The organism is Sodalis sp. RH24 (genome assembly GCF_047324145.1).
GTDB lineage: Bacteria > Pseudomonadota > Gammaproteobacteria > Enterobacterales > Enterobacteriaceae > Acerihabitans.
The window spans coordinates 4078864-4099643 of sequence record NZ_CP178729.1 but is presented as its reverse complement, the minus strand read 5'-3'; the positions used below and the strand labels follow the sequence as shown (position 1 = coordinate 4099643).

Sequence of the window (20780 nt, the reverse complement as noted above, 5' to 3'; positions counted from 1 at the left end):
CGCGTCAGCGCCAGATCAGCAATACGCAGGCCGCCGTCAGCAGGCCCATGGCGACGTTAAAAGCGATCCAGGCGCGTTTGCTGCGCAGCAGCCGGCCGATAAGGGTGCCGAAGCCGAGCCAGATAACGCCGGAGACGATATTGACGCTGACGATGCCGACGCTGATGGCGCCGACGGAGGTGATATAGGCGCTGCCGCTCAGGCTGAAGCTGGCCACCGCGCCCAGCGCCATCAGCCAGGCCTTGGGATTAAGGAATTGCAGCAGGCCGCCCTGGTAGAAGGGAATGGGCCGGGGGGGCGGCGCGTCGGTTTCCAGTTTTTCATAGGCGGCGGTGGCTATTTTCCAGGCCAGCCACAGCAGGTAAAGGCTGCCCGCCACCTTCAGCATAAAATGCAGGGACGGATAAAGCGTGATCAGGCCGCCGATGCCGAAGGCCACCAGCAGCAGGATACATTGCATGCCGAGCATGATGCCGATCATCAGCGGCATCGAGCGCCAGAAGCCAAAATTGGCGCCCGAGGCGGTAAGCAGCATATTATTAGGGCCAGGGGTAATGGCGGCCACCCAGAGAAACCCCAGCATTGACAGAAAAAGACTCAGTTCCACGTTTTGGCGGCTCCCCGTAAAATAACGCGTATGAAGCTACCAGTGCGCACGGGGATGTACAAGGCATAACAGGTGAAATTTACTCAACACCTTGATTTATTGACTATCGGGACACAATATCGTGATTATTCCCTGGGAACAAATCGATCCTGACACGCTCTATAACCTGATCGAGTCCTTTGTACTGCGTGAGGGCACCGATTATGGCGAGCAGGAGAAATCACTGGCGCAAAAGGTCGAGGATGTAAAACGCCAGTTGATAAGCGGCGAGGCGGTGGTGGTCTGGTCGGAACTGCATGAAAATATCAATATCATGCCGCGCGGCCGGTTTAATGACCAGGCCGGAGATACGCCGGGCGAATAGCGAAGCCCCTGGCCCCTAAGCGCTAAATATGCTAACACTCACTTCTGGGCCTTGATGCCGGGCGCACTTCTTCACGCCGCAATTCAACCAAGCGTAGGGTTACCATGTCGACAAAACACCCCATTATTGCCGTTACCGGTTCCAGCGGTGCGGGCACCACCACCACCAGCCTGGCGTTTCGTAAAATATTCCAGCAGTTGAATATCCACGCCGCCGAACTGGAGGGTGACAGCTTTCATCACTTTACCCGGCCGGAAATGGATATGGCGATCCGCAAGGCGCGGGATTTAGGGCGCCATATCAGCTACTTTGGTCCGGACGCCAATAACTTTGGCCTGCTGGAGCATACGTTTCATCAGTATGGCGATACCGGCCGCGGTCAGTCGCGTAAATATCTGCATACGTATGACGAGGCGGTGCCGTATAACCAGATCCCCGGTACCTTTACGCCCTGGCAGGCGTTGCCGGAACCGACGGACGTGTTATTTTACGAGGGGCTGCACGGCGGCGTGGTAACCGATAGCCATGACGTGGCGAAGCACGTGGATTTGCTGGTGGGCGTGGTGCCCATCGTCAACCTGGAGTGGATCCAGAAACTGGTGCGCGATACCGGCGAGCGGGGGCATTCGCGCGAGGCGGTGATGGATTCGGTGGTGAGGTCGATGGAGGATTATATTAACTACATCACGCCGCAGTTTTCCCGCACCCATATCAATTTCCAGCGGGTGCCGACCGTCGACACGTCGAACCCTTTCGCCGCCAAGGCGATTCCCTCACTTGACGAAAGTTTTGTCGTTATTCATTTCCGTAGCCTGGCGCATATCGACCTGCCTTATCTGCTGGCGATGCTGCAAGGCTCCTTTATTTCCAATATTAATACGCTGGTGGTGCCCGGGGGCAAGATGGGGCTGGCGATGGAGCTGATTATGGGGCCGCTGGTACAGCAGTTGCTGGAAGGAAAGGAAATTAAGTAAACTCGAGGCCTCGGGCGGGAACACCACGCCCGATTCGACCCCATCGGCATGCTTTCCCTTGAACACGCCAGGATTCGCTGCGGTGTTGGCGGGCCTAGCATACCGTGGGGCGCTCGGTCGGGCGGGAACACCACGCCCGATTCGACCCCATCGGCATGCTCTCCCTTGAACACGCCAGGATTCGCTGCGGTGTTGGCGGGCCTAGCATACCGTGGGGCGCTCGGTCGGGCGGGAACACCACGCCCGATTCGACCCCATCGGCATGCTCTCCCTTGAACACGCCGGGTTTGAGTGCGGTGTTGGCGGGCATACCGTGCCATGGGGCGCTCGGTCGGGCAGAGAAACCATGCCCGATTCGACCCCATTGGCGCGCTCTCCCTTGAACACGCCGGGTTTGAGTGCGGTGTTGGCGGGCCGGTTAGGCGGCGGGGGCGTGGTGTTCGTCGCGCACTTCAAAGCTGTGGGTCATATTGACCGACGCGCCGAGCATCAGTGAGACCGAGCAGTATTTTTCCGCCGATAGCGTCACCGCCCGCTCCACCGCCTTGTCGGTCAGCCCGGCGCCGGTGACGATAAAATGCAGGTTGATATGGGTAAACAGGCGCGGCGCCTCGTCGCGGCGCTCGGAGGTGAGTTTGACCTCGCAGTCCCGGACGTCCTGCCGCGCTTTGTGTAAAATCGATACCACATCAATGGCGCTGCAGCCGCCGACCGACATCAATACCATTTCCATTGGGCTGGGCGCTTTTTCGCCCGCGTTCCCATCCATCAAAACCTGGTGGCCCGAGGCGGATTCGCCCATGAAAGACAACCCTTCTACCCATTTGACCCGTGCCTGCATTATGATACTCCTGATGAAAAGCTTTCCAGCAGACTACATTTTTGTTGGAAAACTGGCAATGTTACTGAACATACTTCATGCTGAAGCAAGACAACAGAAGACACTGCTTCAAACCTATGCTAAAAACAAGGCTGGATCGGCCTCATGATAATGAAAGGGCAAGAGATCGATCGGAACATCACATTACCAGACCCTAATAAGTTCCCTTACGTCGCTCCGTTTAAACGCGGAGTCAGAGTGAATAATACAAGCGCCGTAACAGGGAATACGATGTCCCGAACCTGGGATAGCGATGACAAAAGAGGATAACAGCGAATGGTTCTCGGCAAACCGCAAACAGACCCGACTCTCGAATGGTTCCTGTCTCATTGCCATATTCATAAGTATCCATCGAAGAGTACACTTATACATCAGGGTGAAAAGGCTGAAACGCTTTACTACATCGTTAAGGGCGCCGTGGCGGTGCTGATTAAGGATGAAGAAGGCAAAGAGATGATTCTCTCCTATCTTAACCAGGGAGATTTCATCGGTGAGCTCGGCCTATTCGAGGAAGGTCAGGAACGCAGTGCCTGGGTACGGGCGAAAACCGCCTGTGAAGTCGCCGAGATTTCGTATAAAAAATTCCGGCAGCTGATTCAGGTGAATCCGGATATCCTGATGCGCCTGTCGGCGCAAATGGCCAGTCGTTTACAGGTAACGTCGGAAAAAGTCGGCAACCTGGCATTCCTGGACGTTACCGGACGCATAGCGCAAACCCTGTTGAACCTGGCGAAACAACCCGACGCCATGACCCACCCCGACGGCATGCAGATAAAAATCACCCGTCAGGAAATCGGCCAGATTGTCGGCTGTTCCCGCGAGACGGTAGGACGTATTCTTAAAATGCTCGAAGATCAAAATCTTATATCCGCGCACGGTAAAACCATTGTTGTTTACGGCACGCGCTGATAGCCCCGTTATACAGGCGTGGTGCTTCGTACCACGCTTTTTTTGCTGACAGTATGTGGCGCCGGTTAATCTACCACCCTGAAGTAAACTATGCCCTGCGGCAAACCATCGTGCTATGCCTGCCGGTGGCCGCCGGCCTGTTATTCGGCAGCTTGCAAAACGGCCTGCTGTTTTCGTTGGTCCCTGCCTGCTGCAATATCGCCGGCCTCGATACCCTGCATAAACGGTTTTTCAAGCGACTGGCCGTCGGCGGCGTGCTGTTCGCGCTGAGCAGCGTGCTGATCCAGGTGCTGTTGGCCGTGCCGGTGCCGTTGCCCTTGGTGATGCTCGGCCTGGCGCTGCTGTTCGGCGTTACCGGTGAAATCAGCCCGCTGCACGGCCGTTTATTGCCCGCCGCGCTTATCGCCGCCATCTTTACCCTGGGGCTGGCCGGCAATGTGCCGCCCGCCGTGCCGCCGCTGCTGTATATTGCCGGCACCGCCTGGTACGGGCTGTTCAACGCCCTGTGGTTCCGGTTGTGGAAGGAGCAGCCGATGCGGGAATCGCTTAGCCTGCTGTATCGGGAGCTGGCGGATTATATCGAGGCGAAATATACCCTGCTGACACAGCATACCGATCCGGAAACCGCCCTGCCGCCGCTGTTTGCCCGCCAGCAGGCGGTGATTGATCTGATTGCCCAGGTATACCAGCAGCTTTATATGCTGTCGGCCAATGATCAGCTGCAGTACAAACGCCTGCTGCGTTCTTTCCAGGTGGCGCTGGATTTGCAGGAGCATATCGCCGTCAGCCTGCACCAGCCGGACGAAGTACAAAAACTGGTGGCGCAAAGCCACGCCGAGGCGGTTATCCGCTATAACGCCCGGCTGATTGCCGCGCGGTTGCGGGTACTGGCGGATGATATTCTCTATCACCGGCAGCCGGGGCGTTTTAACATGGCCACCGCGCTGTCGGCCCTGGAAAAAATTGCCGACCGGCATCCGGATAATCCGGTCGGACAGTTTTGTTATTACCATTTCAGCCGTATCGCCCGGCTGCTGCGTACCCAGCGCCCGCTTTACCGCCGCGACCTGATGGCCGACAACCAGCAGCGGCTGTCGTTTTGGCATGCGCTGGTCAGCTACTGTTCCTTTAAATCCATGGCGCTGCGCAGCGCGGCAAGGCTTGGGATTATGCTGGCCATCGGCAGCAGCCTGGGGCTGGTATTGGATCTCCCCAAACCCTACTGGATTTTAATGACGGTGATGTTTGTCAGCCAGAACGGCTATAACGCCACCCGGGTGCGGATCCAGCATCGGGCCCTGGGCACGTTGGCGGGGTTGGTGATTGCCGCCGGCACGCTGCAATTCAGGCTGAGCGACGGCACGGTATTGCTGTGCATGTTGTTCCTGACGCTGGCGTCTTACCTGGTGTTGCGCAAAAATTACGGCCTGGCGATGATCGGCATGACGGTGACCGCGGTGTATACGTTGCAGCTACTGTCGCTGAACGGCGCGCATTTCCTGGTGCCCAGGCTGGTGGATACGCTGATCGGCTGTATGCTGGCGTTCGGCGGCATGCTGTGGTTATGGCCGCAGTGGCAAAGCGGTATGCTGCGCAAAAACGCCCATCTGGCGCTGGAGCGGGACCAGGACGCGCTGCGACTGCTGCTGCAACCCGCCCCCGAGCCGGCGGCGCTGGCCTACGCGCGCATGAAGGTCAACCAGGCGCACAACGCGCTGTTTACGTCGCTTAGCCAGGCGATGCGGGAGCCGGCGTTTAATTCGCGCTATCTGACCGATATGCGTTTATGGGTGACCCATAGCCAGTTCATCGTCGAGCACATCAATGCCATGACCATCCTGGCGCGGGATCACTACATGCTGACGCCGACGCTGGCGCAAAAGTACCTGGCCTCTTGCGAGGTGGCGCTGCAGCGCTGCCAGCAACGGCTGGAATATGACGGCCCAAGCTCAGACAGCCCGGTGATGGATGCCGCCGGCGAAACGCCGGAGCTGCCCGGCACCCTGATGGAACGCCATCTGCGGCGTATTCTGTTCCATCTGGGCGTGATGCATACGATTTCATCGGTAGCCTGGCGCCAGCGGCCGCAGCACGGCAACTGGCTGGCGCGCCGGTTAAGCCATTAGTCTCCCGCCGCGCGCCTTAGGGTTTGGCGGCGATAACCTGCGCCACCGCCTGTTCAAACCGGGCCATGCCCTGTTCGATATCGGCGAACTCCACCACCAGCGACGGCGCGAAACGGATGACGTCCGGACCGGCGTTGAGGATCATCAGGCCCTGCGCGGCGCTGGCGTGCAGGAACTCGCGCGCCCGGCCATGGAACTGCGGCCGCAGTTCGGCGCCCAGCAGCAGGCCCATGCCGCGCACATCCGAAAATACCTGATATTTGTCGTCAATCGCCTGGAGCGCGCTGACGAAACGATCGTGCCTTTCGTTAATGCCCGCCAGGACTTCCGGCTGGTTAATCACATCCAGCGCCGCCTCGGATACCGCGCAGGCCAGGGGATTGCCGCCATAGGTGGTGCCGTGGGTGCCCACTTTCATCACCGAGGCGATCTCTTCCGTAGTCAGCATGGCGCTGATGGGGAAACCGCCGCCCAGCGCCTTGGCGGTGGTCAGAATATCCGGCGTTACGCCATAGTGCATATAGGTAAACAGCTTGCCGGTGCGCCCCATGCCGCACTGCACTTCGTCCATCACCAGCAGCGCCTGATTTTGGTCGCACAGATCGCGCAGGCCCTGCAGGAATTCCGGCGTGGCGGGCATAATGCCCCCTTCACCCTGAATCGGCTCCACCACCACGGCGCAGGTATGATCATCCATCACCGCCTTGACGGCCGCCAGATCGTTAAAAGGCACATGGACGATATCCGCCGGTTTTGGCCCGAAGCCGTCGGAATATTTTGGTTGCCCGCCCACGGTAACGGTAAACAGCGTGCGGCCGTGGAACGCGTTATGAAAAGCGATGATTTTGGTTTTATAGGGGCTGTGGCGGGTAATGGCGTAGTGACGCGCCAGCTTAAACGCCGCTTCATTGGCCTCGCCGCCCGAATTGGCAAAAAACACCCGGTCGGCAAAGGTGGCGTTAATCAGCTTGCGCGCCAGGCGCAGCGCCGGTTCGTTGGTAAAGACGTTGCTGGTGTGCCATAGGGTTTCGCCCTGGGCTTTCAGCGCCGCGACCAGCGCCGGGTGGCAATGTCCCAGCGCAGTGACGGCAATGCCGCCGGAGAAATCAATATATTCCTTTCCGTCCTGGTCCCATACCCGGCTGCCCTTGCCCCGGACCGGAATAAACTGCGCCGGTGCATAAACCGGCAGAATAACCTGGTCGAAAGTTTCCCGCGTTACTGCGCTATTATCTGTATTCATATGTAATTACCCGGTCCGCAACAAATCAAGAAGTGATATTATAGTCATAAAATATGAATAAAAAATCACTCCAGTGCAATCGTTTTATCACTATCAGAGCGAAAAAAAGCCGCTGCCCGTGGCCTTGTCCGTTAATGCTATATCAACATGCCGATCGGCTAACACGCAAGAAAGTTCGCCAGGAGTTGATGTCCCTGCTCGCTGAGCACGCTTTCAGGATGAAACTGTACACCTTCAAGCGGCAGGGTTCGATGACGGATGCCCATAATTTCATCCCGCGCGCCGTCGCGCAGACTCCAGGCGGTCGCCTCCAGGCAATCGGGCAAGCCGGCGCGGTCGATCACCAGGGAATGGTAGCGGGTGACCGTCAGCGGCAGGGCCAGCCCGGCGAAGACGCCGCGGCCGTCATGGATAATGGCGGAGGTTTTGCCGTGCATCACCTGGTTTGCGCGCACGATGCGGGCGCCGAAAGCCTGCGCAATGGCCTGATGACCCAGGCAGACGCCGAGTATAGGTATCCTGCCGGCAAAATGACGAATAGCCGCCAGTGAAATGCCGGCCTCGTCGGGGGTGCCGGGACCCGGGGAAATCACCAGTTGCCGCGGGGCCATGCGCTCGATATCGGCCAGTTGCAACCGGTCGTGGCGCCATACCTCTACCTGCGCGCCCAGCTCGCAAAAATATTGGTACAGGTTGTAGGTAAAGGAGTCATAGTTATCGATAAGCAGCAACATCGCCGGTATATCCTACTGGTAAATAGATTTTTATTGAATAACAACAGGATGCATTTTAGATAGCGGCCCGTGCCCCGCCAGCTACACAGGATAGCGTCCTTTGCCTGGACAGGAGATCAGGACCTGTGTGATATTCACCCGACGCCCGCCCGCAGGCTACCGGCCATATTGTCATATCGTCAGGGATAAAAAAACAACGCATGTACCGTTATAAGCCGCTGAAAATACTGCTGCCTTACCTGTGGCCCAAGAATAACCCTAAGCTGCGCTACTATCTGGTGGCGGCGCTGCTGTTTATGATCGTGGCCAAGGTCGGCACGTCGCTGGTGCCGCTGGCCTATAAAGCCATCGTCGACCGGCTGGGCGGCGACCAGGCGCGGCTGCTGGCCGTGCCCATCGGGCTTATCCTCGCCTACGGTCTGGCGCGGGTCTGCGCATCGTTATTTGATGAACTGCGCAACGTGATGTTTATCTATGTCAGCCAAAACGCCACCCGGCTGCTGGGCCTGCGCGTTTTCCGCCAGCTGCATGCCCTAAGCCTGCGTTTTCATCTGGAACGGCGCACCGGCGGGTTGTCCCTGTCCATCGAGCGGGGAACCCAGGCGGTCTCGACGGTGCTGTCGCGCGTACTGTTCTCCATCGTGCCCATCTTATTTGAAATCAGCCTGGTGGCGGCCATTATGTGGCGGCTGCTGAACATCTGGTTCGCGGTGGCGATTATGGCCACCGTCGGCGCGTATATCCTGTTTACCATTACGGCGGTGGGATGGCGTACCCGCTTTCGCCGCGAATTAAACCAGGCCAATGCCGACGCCAGTAATAAATCCCTCGACAGCCTGCTTAATTACGAGACCGTGAAATATTTCGGCAATGAGGCGTTCGAGTGCCAGCGCTTTGACAGCTCGCGTCGGCTGTATGAGCGCGCCGCCATTAAAAACCAATTCAGCTTTACGGTGCTGAGCATTGGCCAGACGGCGGTGATTTCCGTCGGTTTGGTCACGATGATGGCCATGGCGGCGCGCGGCATTACCCAGGGCACCATGACCCTGGGCGACTTTGTACTGGTTAACGCTTATCTGCTGCAGTTGTATCAGCCGCTGAATTTTTTTGGTTTTATTTATGCGGAAATACGCCAGGCGCTGATCGATATGGATAATATGTTTGATCTGCTCACGCTGGAAAGAGAAATTGAAGATCGCCCTGGCGCCGCGCCGCTGCGCGTTACCCGCGGGGAACTGGCGTTCAACGCCGTCGGTTTCGGATATGACGCGCGCCGCCCCATCCTGGGCAATATCACATTTACCATTCCGGCGGGGAAAACCGTGGCGGTGGTCGGCGCGTCGGGCGCGGGCAAATCCACGCTGTCGCGCCTGCTGTTTCGTTTTTATGATGTCGATGCCGGCGCCATCACCGTGGACGGGCAGGATATCCGCGACGTTACCCAGGCGAGCCTGCACCGTGCCATCGGCATCGTGCCGCAGGATACCGTGCTGTTTAACGATACCCTGCGCTATAACATCGGCTATGGCAATACCGACGCCACGTTTGCCGAAATCGAGCGGGCCGCCAGGCTGGCGCATATCCATGATTTTATTGTCAGCCTGCCCGACGGCTACGAGACCCGCGTCGGCGAACGGGGCCTAAAACTGTCCGGCGGTGAAAAGCAGCGGGTGGCCATCGCCCGCACGGTGCTGAAAAATCCCGCCATCCTGGTCTACGACGAAGCCACCAGCGCACTTGATACCCAGACCGAACGCGAGATCCAGACGCATCTGCGCGAGGTCAGCCGCGATCATACCACCCTTATCATCGCCCACCGGCTGTCCACTATCGTCGATGCCGACGAGATTCTCGTGCTGGAGGACGGCGCCATCGCCGAGCGCGGACGCCATGGCGAGCTGCTGGCGCAAAACGGCCGCTACGCGGCGATGTGGCAGCATCAGCGCCGCGAGGAACAGGATCAACAGACGGCGTAAACAACGCCTTCGGGGCGGCGGCGCGGCTTCACGTGGCTTGCGTGCATCCTGCCGGTGGCCGAGGCCGCAGCCTGCTTGCCGGGAGAGTAAAGGCTAGGGAGCACTGGCGGTAACACGCCGCACGCGCAAAGGCGTAGGCTGCGATAGTACGCCATGGCCGGTCACAGGCCGGATACCCCCGCCGCGGTTTATTGCGGCGGGTCCCCCGGACGTCACGATAACGCACCGAGGTCATACCGTTATGAATACCAAACCCGTTAAAATACCAGGTCCCGATCATCCGATCACCATTGAGCCCAACCCGCAGCGCATCGTGGTGTCCGTCGGCGGCCATACCGTCGCCGACAGCCGAAAGTCGCTGACCCTGCGCGAAGCGGACTATCCGCCGGTGCATTATATCCCGCGCGCCGATGTGGACATGACGCTGCTGGAAAGGACCGACCATGCCACCTATTGCCCCTATAAAGGCGATTGCGCGTACTACAGCATAACGCCGGGCGGACTGCGCTCGCGCAATGCCGTATGGAGCTACGAATCGCCCCATGAGGCCGTCACCGCCATTAAGGATTACGTGGCGTTTTATCCCGATCGCGTCGACAGCATCGACCTGCGTCCCGGCGGATAATCAACGCGGCGCCGGCAGGCTTAATCGGGCTCGCCCGGTTCGGCGACCACGCGGGCAAACAGGGCGGCCAGGGGTCCCGTGTCGCCAAAGGCGCCGGCTTCATTGGCCGCCAGCCACTCCTCCCGTTCGATGGGCCGCCAGCGCACGTCGTAACCGGCATGGATAATCAACTGCTCAAAGAAGACCCGCTGCGCCCGTCCGTTGCCTTCCCGGAACGGGTGCAGCATATTGATATCGGCATAATATTGCGCCAGGCGCGGCACGATTGCGTCCAGGGACAACCCGCGCAGATAGTCTTCATCCTCCAAACGCTGCATCACCGCGTTGCCCTCCTTTTCCAGGTAGGCAAAATGGCAATAGCGGGTTTCATTTTGATAGATATCCACCGTGCGCAACTGCCCGGCCCAGTCGTAAACATCCTGGAACAACTGGCGATGCAGGGCGCATAGCCAGGGCAGTCCCCTCTTTGGCGGCCCCAGTTCTATCGTCGCGGCGCGCAGCCCGGTTAGCGCCAGTTCGGCCTCGCGCAGGCCGGCGGACTCATGAATATTAAGCCGGTTGGCCAATACCGGGAGGCCGGGATAAAAATAGGGATCGCGTCCGTCGCCGAATTTATCGTTCATAATGCCTCCTGAGCTCGTCAATGCGCAGCAAGGCCTCTTGCGCCGTCAGGGTAACCGGTTCGGCGGTAAAACCTTCGAGGCGGTTGCTGGCGTGGAAATTCTCATTGCGGCGTTGCTGGAACAACCTGGCTTTTTGTTTTTCAGTCATTTTTTTCATGTCATGCCTCCTGGCTGCGACCTTGAGGTAATAACATGAAGTATAACCGGCATTGGCGGGTTCGCCGGGAAGCGAGGCGCGGACGATGGCGACGGGCCGCCGGGGAAAGGCCATGGCGACCTTTCCCGTTAAGCTGGCCGCGGCGGGGATTATGGCATAATTTTAGCGGACAGGATGGTCACCGGTTTTACCGGCACATTCTGGTAAGGCCCGACGTTTTTGGTCGGCACCTGGGCAATTTTATCGGCCACATCCATCCCCTTGACCACTTTGCCGAACACGGCATAACCGAAATCACGCTGGCCATGATCGAGGAACGCATTATCGGCAACGTTGATAAAGAACTGGCTGGTGGCGCTGTCCTTGTCGTTGGTGCGGGCCATGGCGACGGTGCCGCGCAGGTTGCGCAGGCCGTTATCCGCTTCGTTTTTTATCGGCGCCTGGGTGGCCTTTTGCGTCAGATCCTGGTTGAAACCGCCGCCCTGGACCATAAAACCGGGGATGACGCGATGGAAGATGGTGTTGTTGTAAAAGCCGCTGTTCACATAATCGACAAAGTTTTTCACCGCCACCGGCGCTTTTTGATTATCCAGCGCCAGCTCAATATTCCCCGCCGAGGTCGTCAGCAGTACATGGGTGTCCTGACCGGCGGCGAACACCGGGCAAGAAGCCGCCGCCAGGGAGAAAACCAGTGCGGCGGTGGCCAGGTTTCGTTTCAGCATGAAGGGTTCCTTTTTAATACATGGGCAACAGGAAGGGCTCTGATTCTAAAGAGCGGACCGCGCTTACGCTACCCATTTACCGTTTTTTACGTAACAGGTTTTATATCGTCGCCGGGAAGGACCTCCCGCGCGGGCGGGATGGGTCTACCGCCGTTAAACAGATATTGCAAAAATCGCTGAAAAAGTCCGGCGGGGCGACTTTTATGTCCACGGCATAAATCGCCATGATAGTATTTGTGCCCTATCGGTGACAGTAAGGCAACAATGATGCCGGCGGGCGGCAAGCCGGTCGGGCGTCGACATTTAACAGGCCAATGATGAATAACAAAAATCGACTGCTGCTAACGTGGATTAGTTTTTTTTCGTACGGATTGACCGGCGCGTTGGTGATTGTCACCGGCGTGGTGTTAAGCAATATTGCCGCGTATTTTCAGGTCCCCGTTTCGGCCATGAGCGCCACCTTCACTTTTCTCAACTCCGGTATTTTGCTGGCGATTTTCCTGAACGCCTGGCTGATGGAGATTATCCCGCTCAAGCGCCAGCTGATTTTCGGCTTCGCGCTGATGGTGCTCGCCATCGCCGGCCTGATGAGCGGGCATACCCTGGCGCTGTTTTCGCTGTCGATGTTTGTCCTGGGCGTGGTGAGCGGCATTACCATGTCCATCGGCACTTATCTCATCGCTTACCTTTACACGGGACGGCAGAGGGGTTCGCGCCTGCTGTTTACCGACTCGTTTTTCAGTATGGCCGGGGCGGTATTCCCCATCCTGGCCGGCGTGCTGCTGGCGCGCCATATTACCTGGTATTGGGTGTACGCCTGTATCGGCCTGCTGTACGTGGCCATTTTTGTCCTGACGCTGCTGAGCGAATTTCCGGTGCTGGGCAAGAAAGACCGCGCGGGGGATCCGCTGGCCGTGCCGCCGGCCCGGGAAAAATGGGGCGCAGGGGTACTGCTGCTGTCGGCCGCCGCGCTGTGTTATATCCTGGGGCAGCTGGGTTTTATCGCCTGGGTGCCTGAATACGCGACCCACAGCTTCGGCATGGATATCGAGCAGGCCGGCGGGCTGGTGGGTAATTTCTGGACGGCGTATATGGTCGGCATGTGGTTTTTCAGCGCGGTACTGCGCCATGTGGATTTACAGCGCATCGTTACCCTGCTGGCCGCGCTGTCCGCCGTCCTGATGTATCTGTTTATCACCTCCGGCCATGGGGAACATCTGCATTATTACCTGCTGGGGCTGGGGTTTGTTTCCAGCGCCATTTATACCACCATTATCACCCTTGGCTCGCAGCAAACCCGGGTGACCTCTCCCAAACTGGTGAACACCATTCTCACCTGCGGCACCATCGGCACCATGCTGACATTTGTGGTTACCGGCCCTATCGTCGCGCATCTGGGGGTAAAATTCGCGCTCATAACCGCCAATGCGTTGTATCTCGCCGTGTTCGTCTTGTGCCTGTCGCTGGGTTTCGTCACCCGCCATAGGCTGCACGGACACGCGGGCGAATAACCGGCTGGCCACGCGCATGCCTGGCCCGGGCAGGGACTAGCGCACCAGCAGTGGATAGAGCGACAAGACCAGCGTCGCGGCCATCAGGCGATTGAACATCATCTGCCGGTGCGACTGGCCGAGCCTGTTTTTCAACATGCTGCCGAAGGCCGCCCAGGCGCTGACGCAGGGAGCGTTGATCAGGGTAAAAATCAGGGCGATCAGCACAATATCGCGAAAATGATATTGCAGCGGGGCATAGGCGGTGACGGCGCCTATCGCCATCAGCCAGGTTTTGGGATTCAGCCATTGAAAAACCACCGCGCCCCAGTAGCCCAACGGCACGGCCGCGCCGCTCAGGCCGCCCGACGGCGCCACGGCGTTGGCGATGCGCCACGCGAGATAGACCAGGTAACAGGCGCCGCTCACCCTGACCAGGGGAAACAGCATGGGATAGAGCTGGAACAACCGCTCCAGTCCCAGGCCGATGGCCAGTATCATCAAGCACAACCCGCAGCTAACGCCGAAAATATGGGGCAAGGTACGGTAAAAACCGAAATTCACCCCGGAACTGGCCAACATGGCATTATTGGGTCCGGGGGTGATGGACGTGACAAACGCGTACAGGCAAAAGGCGCTTAGTTCGGCAATGGTATTGGTCATGGTTCATTCAGTCCTTGTGATAGAAATCCTTTATCAATAACTTATTTTTTTTCGTCCCGATACGCGACTTCGCTGCGTGAAAGTCCGATATCCTTCAGCTGATCGTCACTCAGGGCGCTTAAGATCAGGCGGTTGCGCCGCCGCCGCTGCCAGTCGGTGAACCGGTGGTAGAACGCAAGCAGCGGATTCTGACCGACGGCGTGGCGCGGCTTTACGTCCAGGGGAAGGGTCCGGCCTATTTTTAACGTGTTTTTCATGATGGTTCCTCCTCGTCGGTTGATGGAACTATCATGCAACGGTATGCTGATACCGTACAGATTCAGAAATCCGGTATTTTCACCATACAAATAATAATAATCAGCGCTGTAATGCTTAGATTTCGTCCATTCTGTATTGCTTTTTACTTAGAAAATTTAACCTGTATGAGGGCGATATGACGCGTTATGACAACCTGGCCGGTATCATCGGCGAACGTATTGAGCAGGGGCTATATACCTGCGGTCAGCGGTTGCCCTCGGTGCGCGCCCTGAGCCTGGAGCATGAGGTAAGTATCAGCACCGTGCAACAGGCGTACCGGGTATTGGAGGAACGGCGGCTGATCGAGGCGCGGCCGAAATCAGGTTATTTTGTCAGCCAGCAGCATGAGCCGGCCGCGCTGCCGGCCATGTGCCGCCCGGCGCAGCGGCCGGTGGAAATATCCCAATGGGATCTGGTGCTTAAGCTGCTGCGATCCGATCCGGTTGACGGCATGGTGCATCTGGGGCCGGGTATGCCGGATATCAGTTCGCCCACGTTAAGACCGCTGACCAGACAGTTAAGCCGCATCGCCCTGCATCCGGACCTGCGCGGCATGACCTACGGCGATATCAGCGGCGCCCCGGCGCTGCGCGAGCAAATCGCCCGGCTGCTGGTGGACAGCGGTTGCCTGGCGCTGTCCGACGATATCATGATCACCACCGGCTGCCACGAGGCGCTGTCGATCGCCATTCACGCGTTATGCCAGCCCGGGGATATCGTGGCGGTGGATTCGCCCAGTTTCCATGGCGTGACCCAGACGCTGAAGGCCTTCGGCATCAAAGCGCTGGAAATCCCCACCGACCCGGTGACCGGCATCAGTCTTGACGCGCTGGAACTGGCGCTGGAACAATGGCCGATCAAGGCCATCCAGGTCACGCCCAATTGCAATAATCCACTTGGTTATATTATGCCGGACGCGCACAAGCAGGCGCTGCTGAATCTGGCGGCGCGCTACGATACGCCGATTATCGAGGACGATGTCTATGGCGATCTGGCCTACCGTTATCCGCGTCCGCACACCATTAAATCCTTTGACGACGACGGCCGCGTGCTGTTGTGCAGCTCATTTTCCAAAACCCTGGCGCCGGGCCTGCGGGTCGGCTGGATCGTGCCCGGCCGCTATATGGAAAAAGTGATTCATATGAAGTATATCGGCACCGGCGCCACCGCGTTGCAACCCCAGCTGGCGGTGGCCGAGTTTGTGCGCCAGGGCGATTACCAGAAGCATTTGCGGCGCATGCGCGCCCGCTACCAGCTTAACTGCGATATCATGACGGACTGGGTCAAGACCTATTTTCCGCCGGAGACCCGCGTCAGCCGGCCCCAGGGAGGATTTTTAATGTGGATCGAACTGCCGGAGCACTTTGATTCCCTCAGGCTGAACCGGCAGTTGGAAAAAGGGGGAATACAAATTGCCGTAGGACCGATTTTCTCGGCCTCCGGCAAATACCGCCATTGTTTTCGCCTCACCTACGCCACCCAGCTCACGGCGGAAATCGAGGCGGCGATCAAAAAAATCGGCGAGACGATTAAACGGCAGTTGGCCGACGTGACGGCTTGAACCAGCAGCGTCACCGCGTGAAATCGACCTTTTCCGCGGGGCCGTCGAGAAACAGCGTCGCCTGCGACGGCAGCGTCTGGGCAATCACCCTGCCCCGGCGGATCACGTAGCGCGGCGCGGTTTGCCGGCGCACCGCGTCAAAACCGTTTTCCGCCGGCAGGATCACCAGATTGGCGCTGTTGCCTTCCTGGATACCGTAATCATCAAGGTGCATAGCGCGGGCGCTGTTAACGGTAATCAGCTCCAGGCCCCGGTTAATTTGCTCATACCCCATCAGCTGGCAGATATGCAGGCCCATATGCAGCACCTGCAGCATATTGCCGGTACCGAGCGGATACCAGGGATCAAACACATCGTCGTGGCCGAAACAGACATTGATGCCCGCCGCCATCAGCTCCTTGACCCGCGTGACCCCCCGCCGTTTGGGATAATCGTCAAACCGGCCCTGCAAATGGATATTCACCAGCGGGTTGGCGACAAAATTGATGCCTGAAAGCTTCAGCAGCCGGAACAGGCGCGCGGTATAGGCGCCGTTATAGGAATGCATCGCCGTGGTATGGCTGGCGGTTACGCGCGCGCCCATGCCGTCGCGGTGCGCCAGCGCCGCGACGGTTTCCACGAAGCGCGACTGCTCATCGTCGATTTCATCGCAGTGCACGTCCACCAGCCGGTCGTATTTCAGCGCCAGGGCGAACGCTGTATGCAGCGACTCCACGCCGTACTCGCGGGTAAACTCGAAATGCGGGATAGCGCCCACCACATCGGCGCCCAGACGCAACGCCTCCTCCAGCAGTTCCCCGCCGCGCGGATAAGACAAAATGCCTTCCTGCGGAAACGCCACCAGTTGCAAGTCCACCCAGGGCGCCGCCTCGCGCTTGACCTCAAGCATCGCCCTGAGCGCCGTCAGCGTGGGATCGGAAACGTCGATATGGGTACGCACGTGTTGAATGCCGTTGGCGATTTGCCATTTAAGCGTTTGCCAGGCGCGCCGTTTTACGTCCTCGTGGGTCAGCTGCGCTTTACGCTCCGCCCAGCGTTCAATGCCCTCGAACAGCGTGCCGGACTGGTTCCAGTGGGGGTCGCCGGCGGTCTGGGTGGTATCGAGATGAATATGCGGCTCGACAAAGGGCGGAATAACCAGGCCGCCTCCGGCGTCCAGCGTTCCCGGCGCCTCCCCGGCGTCGGCGGGCGGCGTCTCCGGCGCGGCGGTGATCCGCGCGAAACGCCCCTGCTCGACGCTAATGCGCCACAGGCCTTCCCGCTGGGGCAGGCGGGCATTGATGATGTATTGCAATGGACATTCCGGCACGGTTCACCTCGTTACAGGACGGGACGCAAGGATTCATCCGGCAAGCTTAACGCAACCGCCGTCCCTTGTCCGCAGCTTCCTTTGATAACCACCGCAAGGCCCAAGTCTAGCCAAGCGCCGCTGTTTTTAGCCGGCGCGAGCAATGCTCAACTACGGGCGGGCGACAAATCCCACGGCCTGGTACACCTGGCGCAGGGTCTGCTGCGCGCGCGCGCTCGCCTTGGCCGCGCCGTCGCGCATAATCTGGTTAAGCAGGGCATCATCCGCGCGAAAATGGCGATAACGCGCCTGCAGATCGGTGAGCATGCCGGACACGGCGTCCGCCACCGCCCCTTTCAGGTGGCCGTACATCTGGCCCTCGAATTCATGTTCCAGGGCAATAATGGATTTGCCGGTGACGCCCGCGAGGATATCGAGCAGGTTCGACACCCCGGGTTTGGCTACGGGGTCGTAGCGCACCACCGGCGGCTCTTGCGAATCGGTCAGGGCGCGTTTCAGTTTCTTCGCCGCCGATTTTGGATCTTCGAGCAGCGTAATCACGTTGTTGCGATTGTCATCCGACTTGGACATTTTTTTGCTCGGATCGAGCAGCGACATCACCCGGGCGCCGGATTTGGGAATAAAGGGGTCGGGCAAGGTAAAGATAGGCCCATAGAGCGCGTTAAAACGCTGGACGATATCCCGCGTCAGCTCCAGATGCTGCTTCTGATCGTCGCCCACCGGCACCTGGTTGGTCTGGTAGAGCAGGATATCAGCCGCCATCAGCACCGGATAATCGAACAGGCCGGCGTTAATGTTATCGGCGTAACGGGCCGATTTGTCCTTGAACTGGGTCATGCGGCTCAGCTCGCCGAAATAGGTGTAGCAGTTGAGCAGCCAGCCCAGCTGCGTGTGTTCCGGCACATGGGACTGCACAAAGATGGTGCTTTTTTCCGGGTCGATGCCGCAGGCCAGGTACATCGCCAACAGATCCAGGGTGGCGTTGCGTAGTTTCTGCGCATCCTGGCGCGCGGTGATGGCATGCAGATCGACGATGCAATAAATACAGTCGTAATCATCCTGCATGGTAACCCACTGACGCAGCGCACCCATATAATTGCCAATGGTCAATTCGCCTGAGGGCTGCGCGCCGCTGAATACGATGGGTTTACTCATTTTACGCTTCCTGATTATCTGTAGATGACAACCCAAGGATGGGCAGGAGATCGGCAAAACGGTCCAGGACATAATCCGGATGGCTCGTTTCGATCGTTTCGCCATAGTTATAACCGTACGTCATGCCGACGCAGGGGCAGCCGGCGGCTTTGGCCGCAATGATATCATTGCGCGAATCGCCGACAAACAGCAGTTCCTCAACGTAGAGTCCCAGTTTGCCCAATACCAGGTAGATGGGCGCCGGGTGCGGTTTTTTCGCCGCCACGTCATCCCCGCCGATCAGCAGCGAAAAATAGCTGTCGATACCCAGCGATGCCAGCAGCGGCGCGACAAAAGGCGTGGGTTTGTTGGTCACCACCGCCATGGGCAGGCCGTGGGCGGCCAGACGGGCCAGCGTGTCTTTTACCTGCGGGAACAGCCGGCTGCCCTGCTCAACGGTCTGGGCGTAAAACTGGTCGAACAGCACGCGCGTCTCGCGGCACAGCGCGGGTTCGGGCGAGGCGCCGGCCCAAATCAGGGCGCGTTCGACTAAAACGTCGGCGCCATTGCCTATCCAGGTGGAAATCAGCGTCTGCCCCGCGGGCGGAAGTCCCTGTGCCTGGAGAGCCTGATCGAGCGCGCTGCTGAGCCCCGGGGCGGTATCGGTTAAGGTGCCATCAAGGTCGAAGGCCAGTCCGCGGATGTTGCAAAGCTTACTCATGGCTGTTTTTTCGCTCAAGGCGGCTATCCCCGGGTCTGGTGTTATCCGGCTCAGGACGGCTGGCGCCCAGCTCGCGACGCATGGCGTCGATAATGGCCCGGTAGTCGGGATGGCCGAAGATCGCCGAGCCGGCGACAAACATATCCGCGCCGGCGGCGGCGATGGCGCCGATATTATCGACTTTGACGCCGCCATCCACTTCCAGGCGAATATCGCGACCGCTGTCGTCAATCAGCCGGCGCACCTGGCGCAGCTTGTCGAGAGTGCCGGGAATAAACGACTGGCCGCCGAAACCGGGATTAACCGACATCAGCAGGATAATATCGAGCTGGTCCATGACATAATCCAGGTAACTGAGCGGCGTTGCCGGGTTAAGCACCAGGCCGGCCTTGCAGCCGTGGGATTTGATCAGCTGCAGCGAGCGGTGGACATGTTCCGAGGCTTCGGGATGAAAAGTGATGTAACTGGCGCCTGCGGCGGCAAAATCGGGAATCAGGCGATCTACCGGCTTGACCATCAAATGGACGTCGATGGGGGCGGTGATGCCGAAGTCGCGCAGGGCCTTGAGAACCATCGGCCCCATGGTGAGGTTGGGTACGTAGTGGTTATCCATCACATCGAAGTGAACCACATCGCCGCCGGCGGCCAATACCCGGGCGGTGTCTTCGCCCAGACGGGCAAAATCCGCCGAAAGGATGGATGGGGCGATTAAAAAATTTTTCATCCGCGTCTCCAATCATTAATGGTCAGTCAATGGCGCCGGAGCGGTCAGCATAATCATACAGCGCCAGCAGCTCGTTCACCTTGATGCGGCCAAGGATATTGCGGCTGATGGTGCGCCGGCCTTTCACCACATGCAGCACCGCGTCGCAATACCACTCCCGCGTCAGCAGAGTGTCATGGTTGGAAATCAGTACCGGCACCTGCGCTTCGCTGGCCAGCCGGTAGGCTATCCGCGCCAGGTTCTGCTGCTCAAGGTTATTGAAACTATTCGTATGGTACGCCGTAAAATTGGCCGTGGTCGACAACGGCACATACGGCGGATCGCAGTACACCACAGATCCCTGCGCCGCTTTATGCAGGGTCTGCTGATAATGTTCACAGACAAAAACCGCCTGCTGGGCTTTCTCTGCAAACCAGTTGAGTTCGTTTTCCGGGAAATAGGGTTTTTTGTAGCGGCCGAAAGGCACGTTGAACTCGCCGCTCAGGTTATAACGGCACAGGCCGTTATAACAATGGCGATTGAGATAAAGAAACAGCACCGCCCGCCGATAAGCATCGGTACAGAGGTTAAATTCGCTGCGCAGCACATAATACACCTGCGACGTATTGGTCTCGGCGTTAAACATCAGCCGGGCGTCGCCGATAAATTCACTGGTGCGTTCTTTGACGATGTTGTACAGATTGATGAGATCGCTATTGATATCAGCAAGGATGTACTTCTCGTAGTCGGTATTCAAAAATACCGACCCCGCGCCGACAAAGGGCTCGATCAGGCAATCCCCCGCGGGTAAATGGCGGCGGATATCTTCTATTAGCGGATATTTACCGCCAGCCCATTTCAAAAACGCGCGGTTCTTCTTCATGCCGTCGATTGTTACTCACACACTCTCAAGAGCCGCGGATTGTACTCTGTTTAGGACCCATACATCAGGTTAAATTCAG

General features: G+C 58.5%; 23 protein-coding genes. 9 read left to right on the top strand and 14 right to left on the bottom strand.

Annotated features, from left to right (window positions below; all coding sequences use genetic code 11):
• Window positions 1–4 precede the first annotated feature (4 nt).
• The gene (locus ACL2XG_RS18480; RefSeq protein WP_410013262.1) at window positions 5–607 is read right to left on the bottom strand and encodes a LysE family translocator; all 603 of its coding nucleotides are present in this window, start codon (window positions 605–607) and stop codon (window positions 5–7) included.
• A gap of 121 nt (window positions 608–728) precedes the next feature.
• Here ACL2XG_RS18480 and ACL2XG_RS18475 point away from each other — a divergent pair, with 121 nt between their 5' ends.
• Complete coding sequence (locus ACL2XG_RS18475; RefSeq protein ID WP_410013261.1) at window positions 729–971, top strand: YheU family protein; 243 nt, start codon at window positions 729–731, stop codon at window positions 969–971.
• Between the two features lie 104 nt (window positions 972–1075).
• Window positions 1076–1945 carry a phosphoribulokinase gene (locus ACL2XG_RS18470; protein WP_410013260.1) on the top strand — a complete coding sequence of 290 codons (870 nt, stop codon included), beginning with the start codon at window positions 1076–1078 and terminating at the stop codon, window positions 1943–1945.
• Between the two features lie 418 nt (window positions 1946–2363).
• Here ACL2XG_RS18470 and ACL2XG_RS18465 read toward each other — a convergent pair whose 3' ends face one another.
• Window positions 2364–2786, bottom strand: coding sequence for an OsmC family protein (locus ACL2XG_RS18465; RefSeq protein ID WP_410013259.1), 423 nt, complete (start codon window positions 2784–2786; stop codon window positions 2364–2366).
• Here ACL2XG_RS18465 and ACL2XG_RS18460 point away from each other — a divergent pair.
• From ACL2XG_RS18460 to ACL2XG_RS18450, 3 genes are all read left to right on the top strand, one after another.
• A complete protein-coding gene (locus ACL2XG_RS18460; RefSeq protein ID WP_410016823.1) occupies window positions 2746–2934 on the top strand; it encodes a hypothetical protein in 189 nt (62 codons plus the stop codon). The two genes, ACL2XG_RS18465 and ACL2XG_RS18460, sit on opposite strands and share 41 nt — an antisense overlap.
• A gap of 167 nt (window positions 2935–3101) precedes the next feature.
• Window positions 3102–3734 carry a cAMP-activated global transcriptional regulator CRP gene (crp, locus tag ACL2XG_RS18455; protein ID WP_034895576.1) on the top strand — a complete coding sequence of 211 codons (633 nt, stop codon included), beginning with the start codon at window positions 3102–3104 and terminating at the stop codon, window positions 3732–3734.
• A gap of 53 nt (window positions 3735–3787) precedes the next feature.
• Complete coding sequence (locus ACL2XG_RS18450; RefSeq protein ID WP_410013258.1) at window positions 3788–5860, top strand: YccS/YhfK family putative transporter; 2073 nt, start codon at window positions 3788–3790, stop codon at window positions 5858–5860.
• Between the two features lie 16 nt (window positions 5861–5876).
• Here ACL2XG_RS18450 and argD read toward each other — a convergent pair whose 3' ends face one another.
• A complete protein-coding gene (argD, locus tag ACL2XG_RS18445; RefSeq protein WP_410013257.1) occupies window positions 5877–7103 on the bottom strand; it encodes a bifunctional acetylornithine/succinyldiaminopimelate transaminase in 1227 nt (408 codons plus the stop codon).
• Window positions 7104–7261: 158 nt separating this feature from the next.
• Window positions 7262–7837, bottom strand: coding sequence for an aminodeoxychorismate synthase component II (locus ACL2XG_RS18440; protein ID WP_413721564.1), 576 nt, complete (start codon window positions 7835–7837; stop codon window positions 7262–7264).
• Between the two features lie 200 nt (window positions 7838–8037).
• Between ACL2XG_RS18440 and ACL2XG_RS18435 the strand changes: the two genes are divergently transcribed.
• Complete coding sequence (locus ACL2XG_RS18435; protein WP_413721565.1) at window positions 8038–9813, top strand: ABCB family ABC transporter ATP-binding protein/permease; 1776 nt, start codon at window positions 8038–8040, stop codon at window positions 9811–9813.
• Between the two features lie 241 nt (window positions 9814–10054).
• The gene (locus ACL2XG_RS18430; protein ID WP_413721566.1) at window positions 10055–10438 is read left to right on the top strand and encodes a DUF427 domain-containing protein; all 384 of its coding nucleotides are present in this window, start codon (window positions 10055–10057) and stop codon (window positions 10436–10438) included.
• 20 nt (window positions 10439–10458) lie between these two features.
• On the opposite strand, the gene ACL2XG_RS18425 is transcribed toward ACL2XG_RS18430, so the two are convergent.
• The 3 genes from ACL2XG_RS18425 to ppiA all read right to left on the bottom strand — a co-directional run bounded on the left by ACL2XG_RS18425 (window position 10459) and on the right by ppiA (window position 11940).
• Window positions 10459–11061: a putative adenosine monophosphate-protein transferase Fic gene (locus tag ACL2XG_RS18425; protein ID WP_410013253.1), complete on the bottom strand. Its 603-nt coding sequence runs from the start codon at window positions 11059–11061 to the stop codon at window positions 10459–10461.
• Window positions 11051–11218, bottom strand: coding sequence for a YhfG family protein (locus ACL2XG_RS18420; RefSeq protein ID WP_410013252.1), 168 nt, complete (start codon window positions 11216–11218; stop codon window positions 11051–11053). Before ACL2XG_RS18420 ends, ACL2XG_RS18425 begins: the two co-directional genes overlap by 11 nt.
• A gap of 149 nt (window positions 11219–11367) precedes the next feature.
• On the bottom strand, window positions 11368–11940 hold the full coding sequence (gene ppiA, locus ACL2XG_RS18415; protein WP_413721567.1) for a peptidylprolyl isomerase A: 573 nt from the start codon (window positions 11938–11940) through the stop codon (window positions 11368–11370).
• Between the two features lie 317 nt (window positions 11941–12257).
• Between ppiA and tsgA the strand changes: the two genes are divergently transcribed.
• Entirely contained in the window at window positions 12258–13451 is a 1194-nt protein-coding gene (gene tsgA / locus ACL2XG_RS18410; RefSeq protein WP_413723505.1) for an MFS transporter TsgA, read from the top strand.
• A gap of 36 nt (window positions 13452–13487) precedes the next feature.
• On the opposite strand, the gene ACL2XG_RS18405 is transcribed toward tsgA, so the two are convergent.
• Together ACL2XG_RS18405 and ACL2XG_RS18400 are read right to left on the bottom strand one after the other, a co-directional pair.
• A complete protein-coding gene (locus ACL2XG_RS18405) occupies window positions 13488–14093 on the bottom strand; it encodes a LysE family translocator (RefSeq protein ID WP_410013250.1) in 606 nt (201 codons plus the stop codon).
• Between the two features lie 41 nt (window positions 14094–14134).
• Window positions 14135–14350 carry a DUF1127 domain-containing protein gene (locus ACL2XG_RS18400; RefSeq protein WP_413721568.1) on the bottom strand — a complete coding sequence of 72 codons (216 nt, stop codon included), beginning with the start codon at window positions 14348–14350 and terminating at the stop codon, window positions 14135–14137.
• Between the two features lie 176 nt (window positions 14351–14526).
• Between ACL2XG_RS18400 and ACL2XG_RS18395 the strand changes: the two genes are divergently transcribed.
• Window positions 14527–15951: a PLP-dependent aminotransferase family protein gene (locus tag ACL2XG_RS18395; RefSeq protein WP_413721569.1), complete on the top strand. Its 1425-nt coding sequence runs from the start codon at window positions 14527–14529 to the stop codon at window positions 15949–15951.
• Window positions 15952–15961: 10 nt separating this feature from the next.
• Here ACL2XG_RS18395 and ACL2XG_RS18390 read toward each other — a convergent pair whose 3' ends face one another.
• The 5 genes from ACL2XG_RS18390 to dam all read right to left on the bottom strand — a co-directional run bounded on the left by ACL2XG_RS18390 (window position 15962) and on the right by dam (window position 20701).
• Window positions 15962–17245, bottom strand: a complete 1284-nt coding sequence (locus ACL2XG_RS18390; RefSeq protein ID WP_410013247.1) for a cytosine deaminase — start codon at window positions 17243–17245, stop codon at window positions 15962–15964.
• A 165-nt stretch (window positions 17246–17410) separates the two neighbouring features.
• On the bottom strand, window positions 17411–18415 hold the full coding sequence (trpS, locus tag ACL2XG_RS18385) for a tryptophan--tRNA ligase (protein WP_413721570.1): 1005 nt from the start codon (window positions 18413–18415) through the stop codon (window positions 17411–17413).
• Window position 18416: 1 nt separating this feature from the next.
• Entirely contained in the window at window positions 18417–19115 is a 699-nt protein-coding gene (locus tag ACL2XG_RS18380) for a phosphoglycolate phosphatase (protein WP_410016710.1), read from the bottom strand.
• Window positions 19108–19839, bottom strand: a complete 732-nt coding sequence (gene rpe, locus ACL2XG_RS18375) for a ribulose-phosphate 3-epimerase (RefSeq protein ID WP_410013240.1) — start codon at window positions 19837–19839, stop codon at window positions 19108–19110. The genes ACL2XG_RS18380 and rpe overlap by 8 nt, the downstream gene beginning before the upstream one ends.
• Window positions 19840–19861: 22 nt before the next feature.
• Window positions 19862–20701 carry an adenine-specific DNA-methyltransferase gene (dam, locus tag ACL2XG_RS18370; RefSeq protein WP_413721571.1) on the bottom strand — a complete coding sequence of 280 codons (840 nt, stop codon included), beginning with the start codon at window positions 20699–20701 and terminating at the stop codon, window positions 19862–19864.
• Window positions 20702–20780: the final 79 nt, after the last annotated feature.

Bases quoted from the DNA above. Each gene is read 5' to 3' on its own strand.
- ACL2XG_RS18470 (WP_410013260.1), top strand. From the start codon at position 1,076: ATGTCGACAAAACACCCCATTATTGCCGTTACCGGTTCCAGCGGTGCG.
- ACL2XG_RS18460 (WP_410016823.1), top strand. From the start codon at position 2,746: ATGAAAGACAACCCTTCTACCCATTTGACCCGTGCCTGCATTATGATA.
- ACL2XG_RS18465 (WP_410013259.1), bottom strand. From the start codon at position 2,786: ATGCAGGCACGGGTCAAATGGGTAGAAGGGTTGTCTTTCATGGGCGAA.
- crp (WP_034895576.1), top strand. From the start codon at position 3,102: ATGGTTCTCGGCAAACCGCAAACAGACCCGACTCTCGAATGGTTCCTG.
- ACL2XG_RS18450 (WP_410013258.1), top strand. From the start codon at position 3,788: ATGTGGCGCCGGTTAATCTACCACCCTGAAGTAAACTATGCCCTGCGG.
- argD (WP_410013257.1), bottom strand. From the start codon at position 7,103: ATGAATACAGATAATAGCGCAGTAACGCGGGAAACTTTCGACCAGGTT.
- ACL2XG_RS18440 (WP_413721564.1), bottom strand. From the start codon at position 7,837: ATGTTGCTGCTTATCGATAACTATGACTCCTTTACCTACAACCTGTAC.
- ACL2XG_RS18435 (WP_413721565.1), top strand. From the start codon at position 8,038: ATGTACCGTTATAAGCCGCTGAAAATACTGCTGCCTTACCTGTGGCCC.
- ACL2XG_RS18430 (WP_413721566.1), top strand. From the start codon at position 10,055: ATGAATACCAAACCCGTTAAAATACCAGGTCCCGATCATCCGATCACC.
- ACL2XG_RS18425 (WP_410013253.1), bottom strand. From the start codon at position 11,061: ATGAACGATAAATTCGGCGACGGACGCGATCCCTATTTTTATCCCGGC.
- ACL2XG_RS18420 (WP_410013252.1), bottom strand. From the start codon at position 11,218: ATGAAAAAAATGACTGAAAAACAAAAAGCCAGGTTGTTCCAGCAACGC.
- ppiA (WP_413721567.1), bottom strand. From the start codon at position 11,940: ATGCTGAAACGAAACCTGGCCACCGCCGCACTGGTTTTCTCCCTGGCG.
- tsgA (WP_413723505.1), top strand. From the start codon at position 12,258: ATGAATAACAAAAATCGACTGCTGCTAACGTGGATTAGTTTTTTTTCG.
- ACL2XG_RS18405 (WP_410013250.1), bottom strand. From the start codon at position 14,093: ATGACCAATACCATTGCCGAACTAAGCGCCTTTTGCCTGTACGCGTTT.
- ACL2XG_RS18400 (WP_413721568.1), bottom strand. From the start codon at position 14,350: ATGAAAAACACGTTAAAAATAGGCCGGACCCTTCCCCTGGACGTAAAG.
- ACL2XG_RS18395 (WP_413721569.1), top strand. From the start codon at position 14,527: ATGACGCGTTATGACAACCTGGCCGGTATCATCGGCGAACGTATTGAG.
- trpS (WP_413721570.1), bottom strand. From the start codon at position 18,415: ATGAGTAAACCCATCGTATTCAGCGGCGCGCAGCCCTCAGGCGAATTG.
- ACL2XG_RS18380 (WP_410016710.1), bottom strand. From the start codon at position 19,115: ATGAGTAAGCTTTGCAACATCCGCGGACTGGCCTTCGACCTTGATGGC.
- rpe (WP_410013240.1), bottom strand. From the start codon at position 19,839: ATGAAAAATTTTTTAATCGCCCCATCCATCCTTTCGGCGGATTTTGCC.
- dam (WP_413721571.1), bottom strand. From the start codon at position 20,701: ATGAAGAAGAACCGCGCGTTTTTGAAATGGGCTGGCGGTAAATATCCG.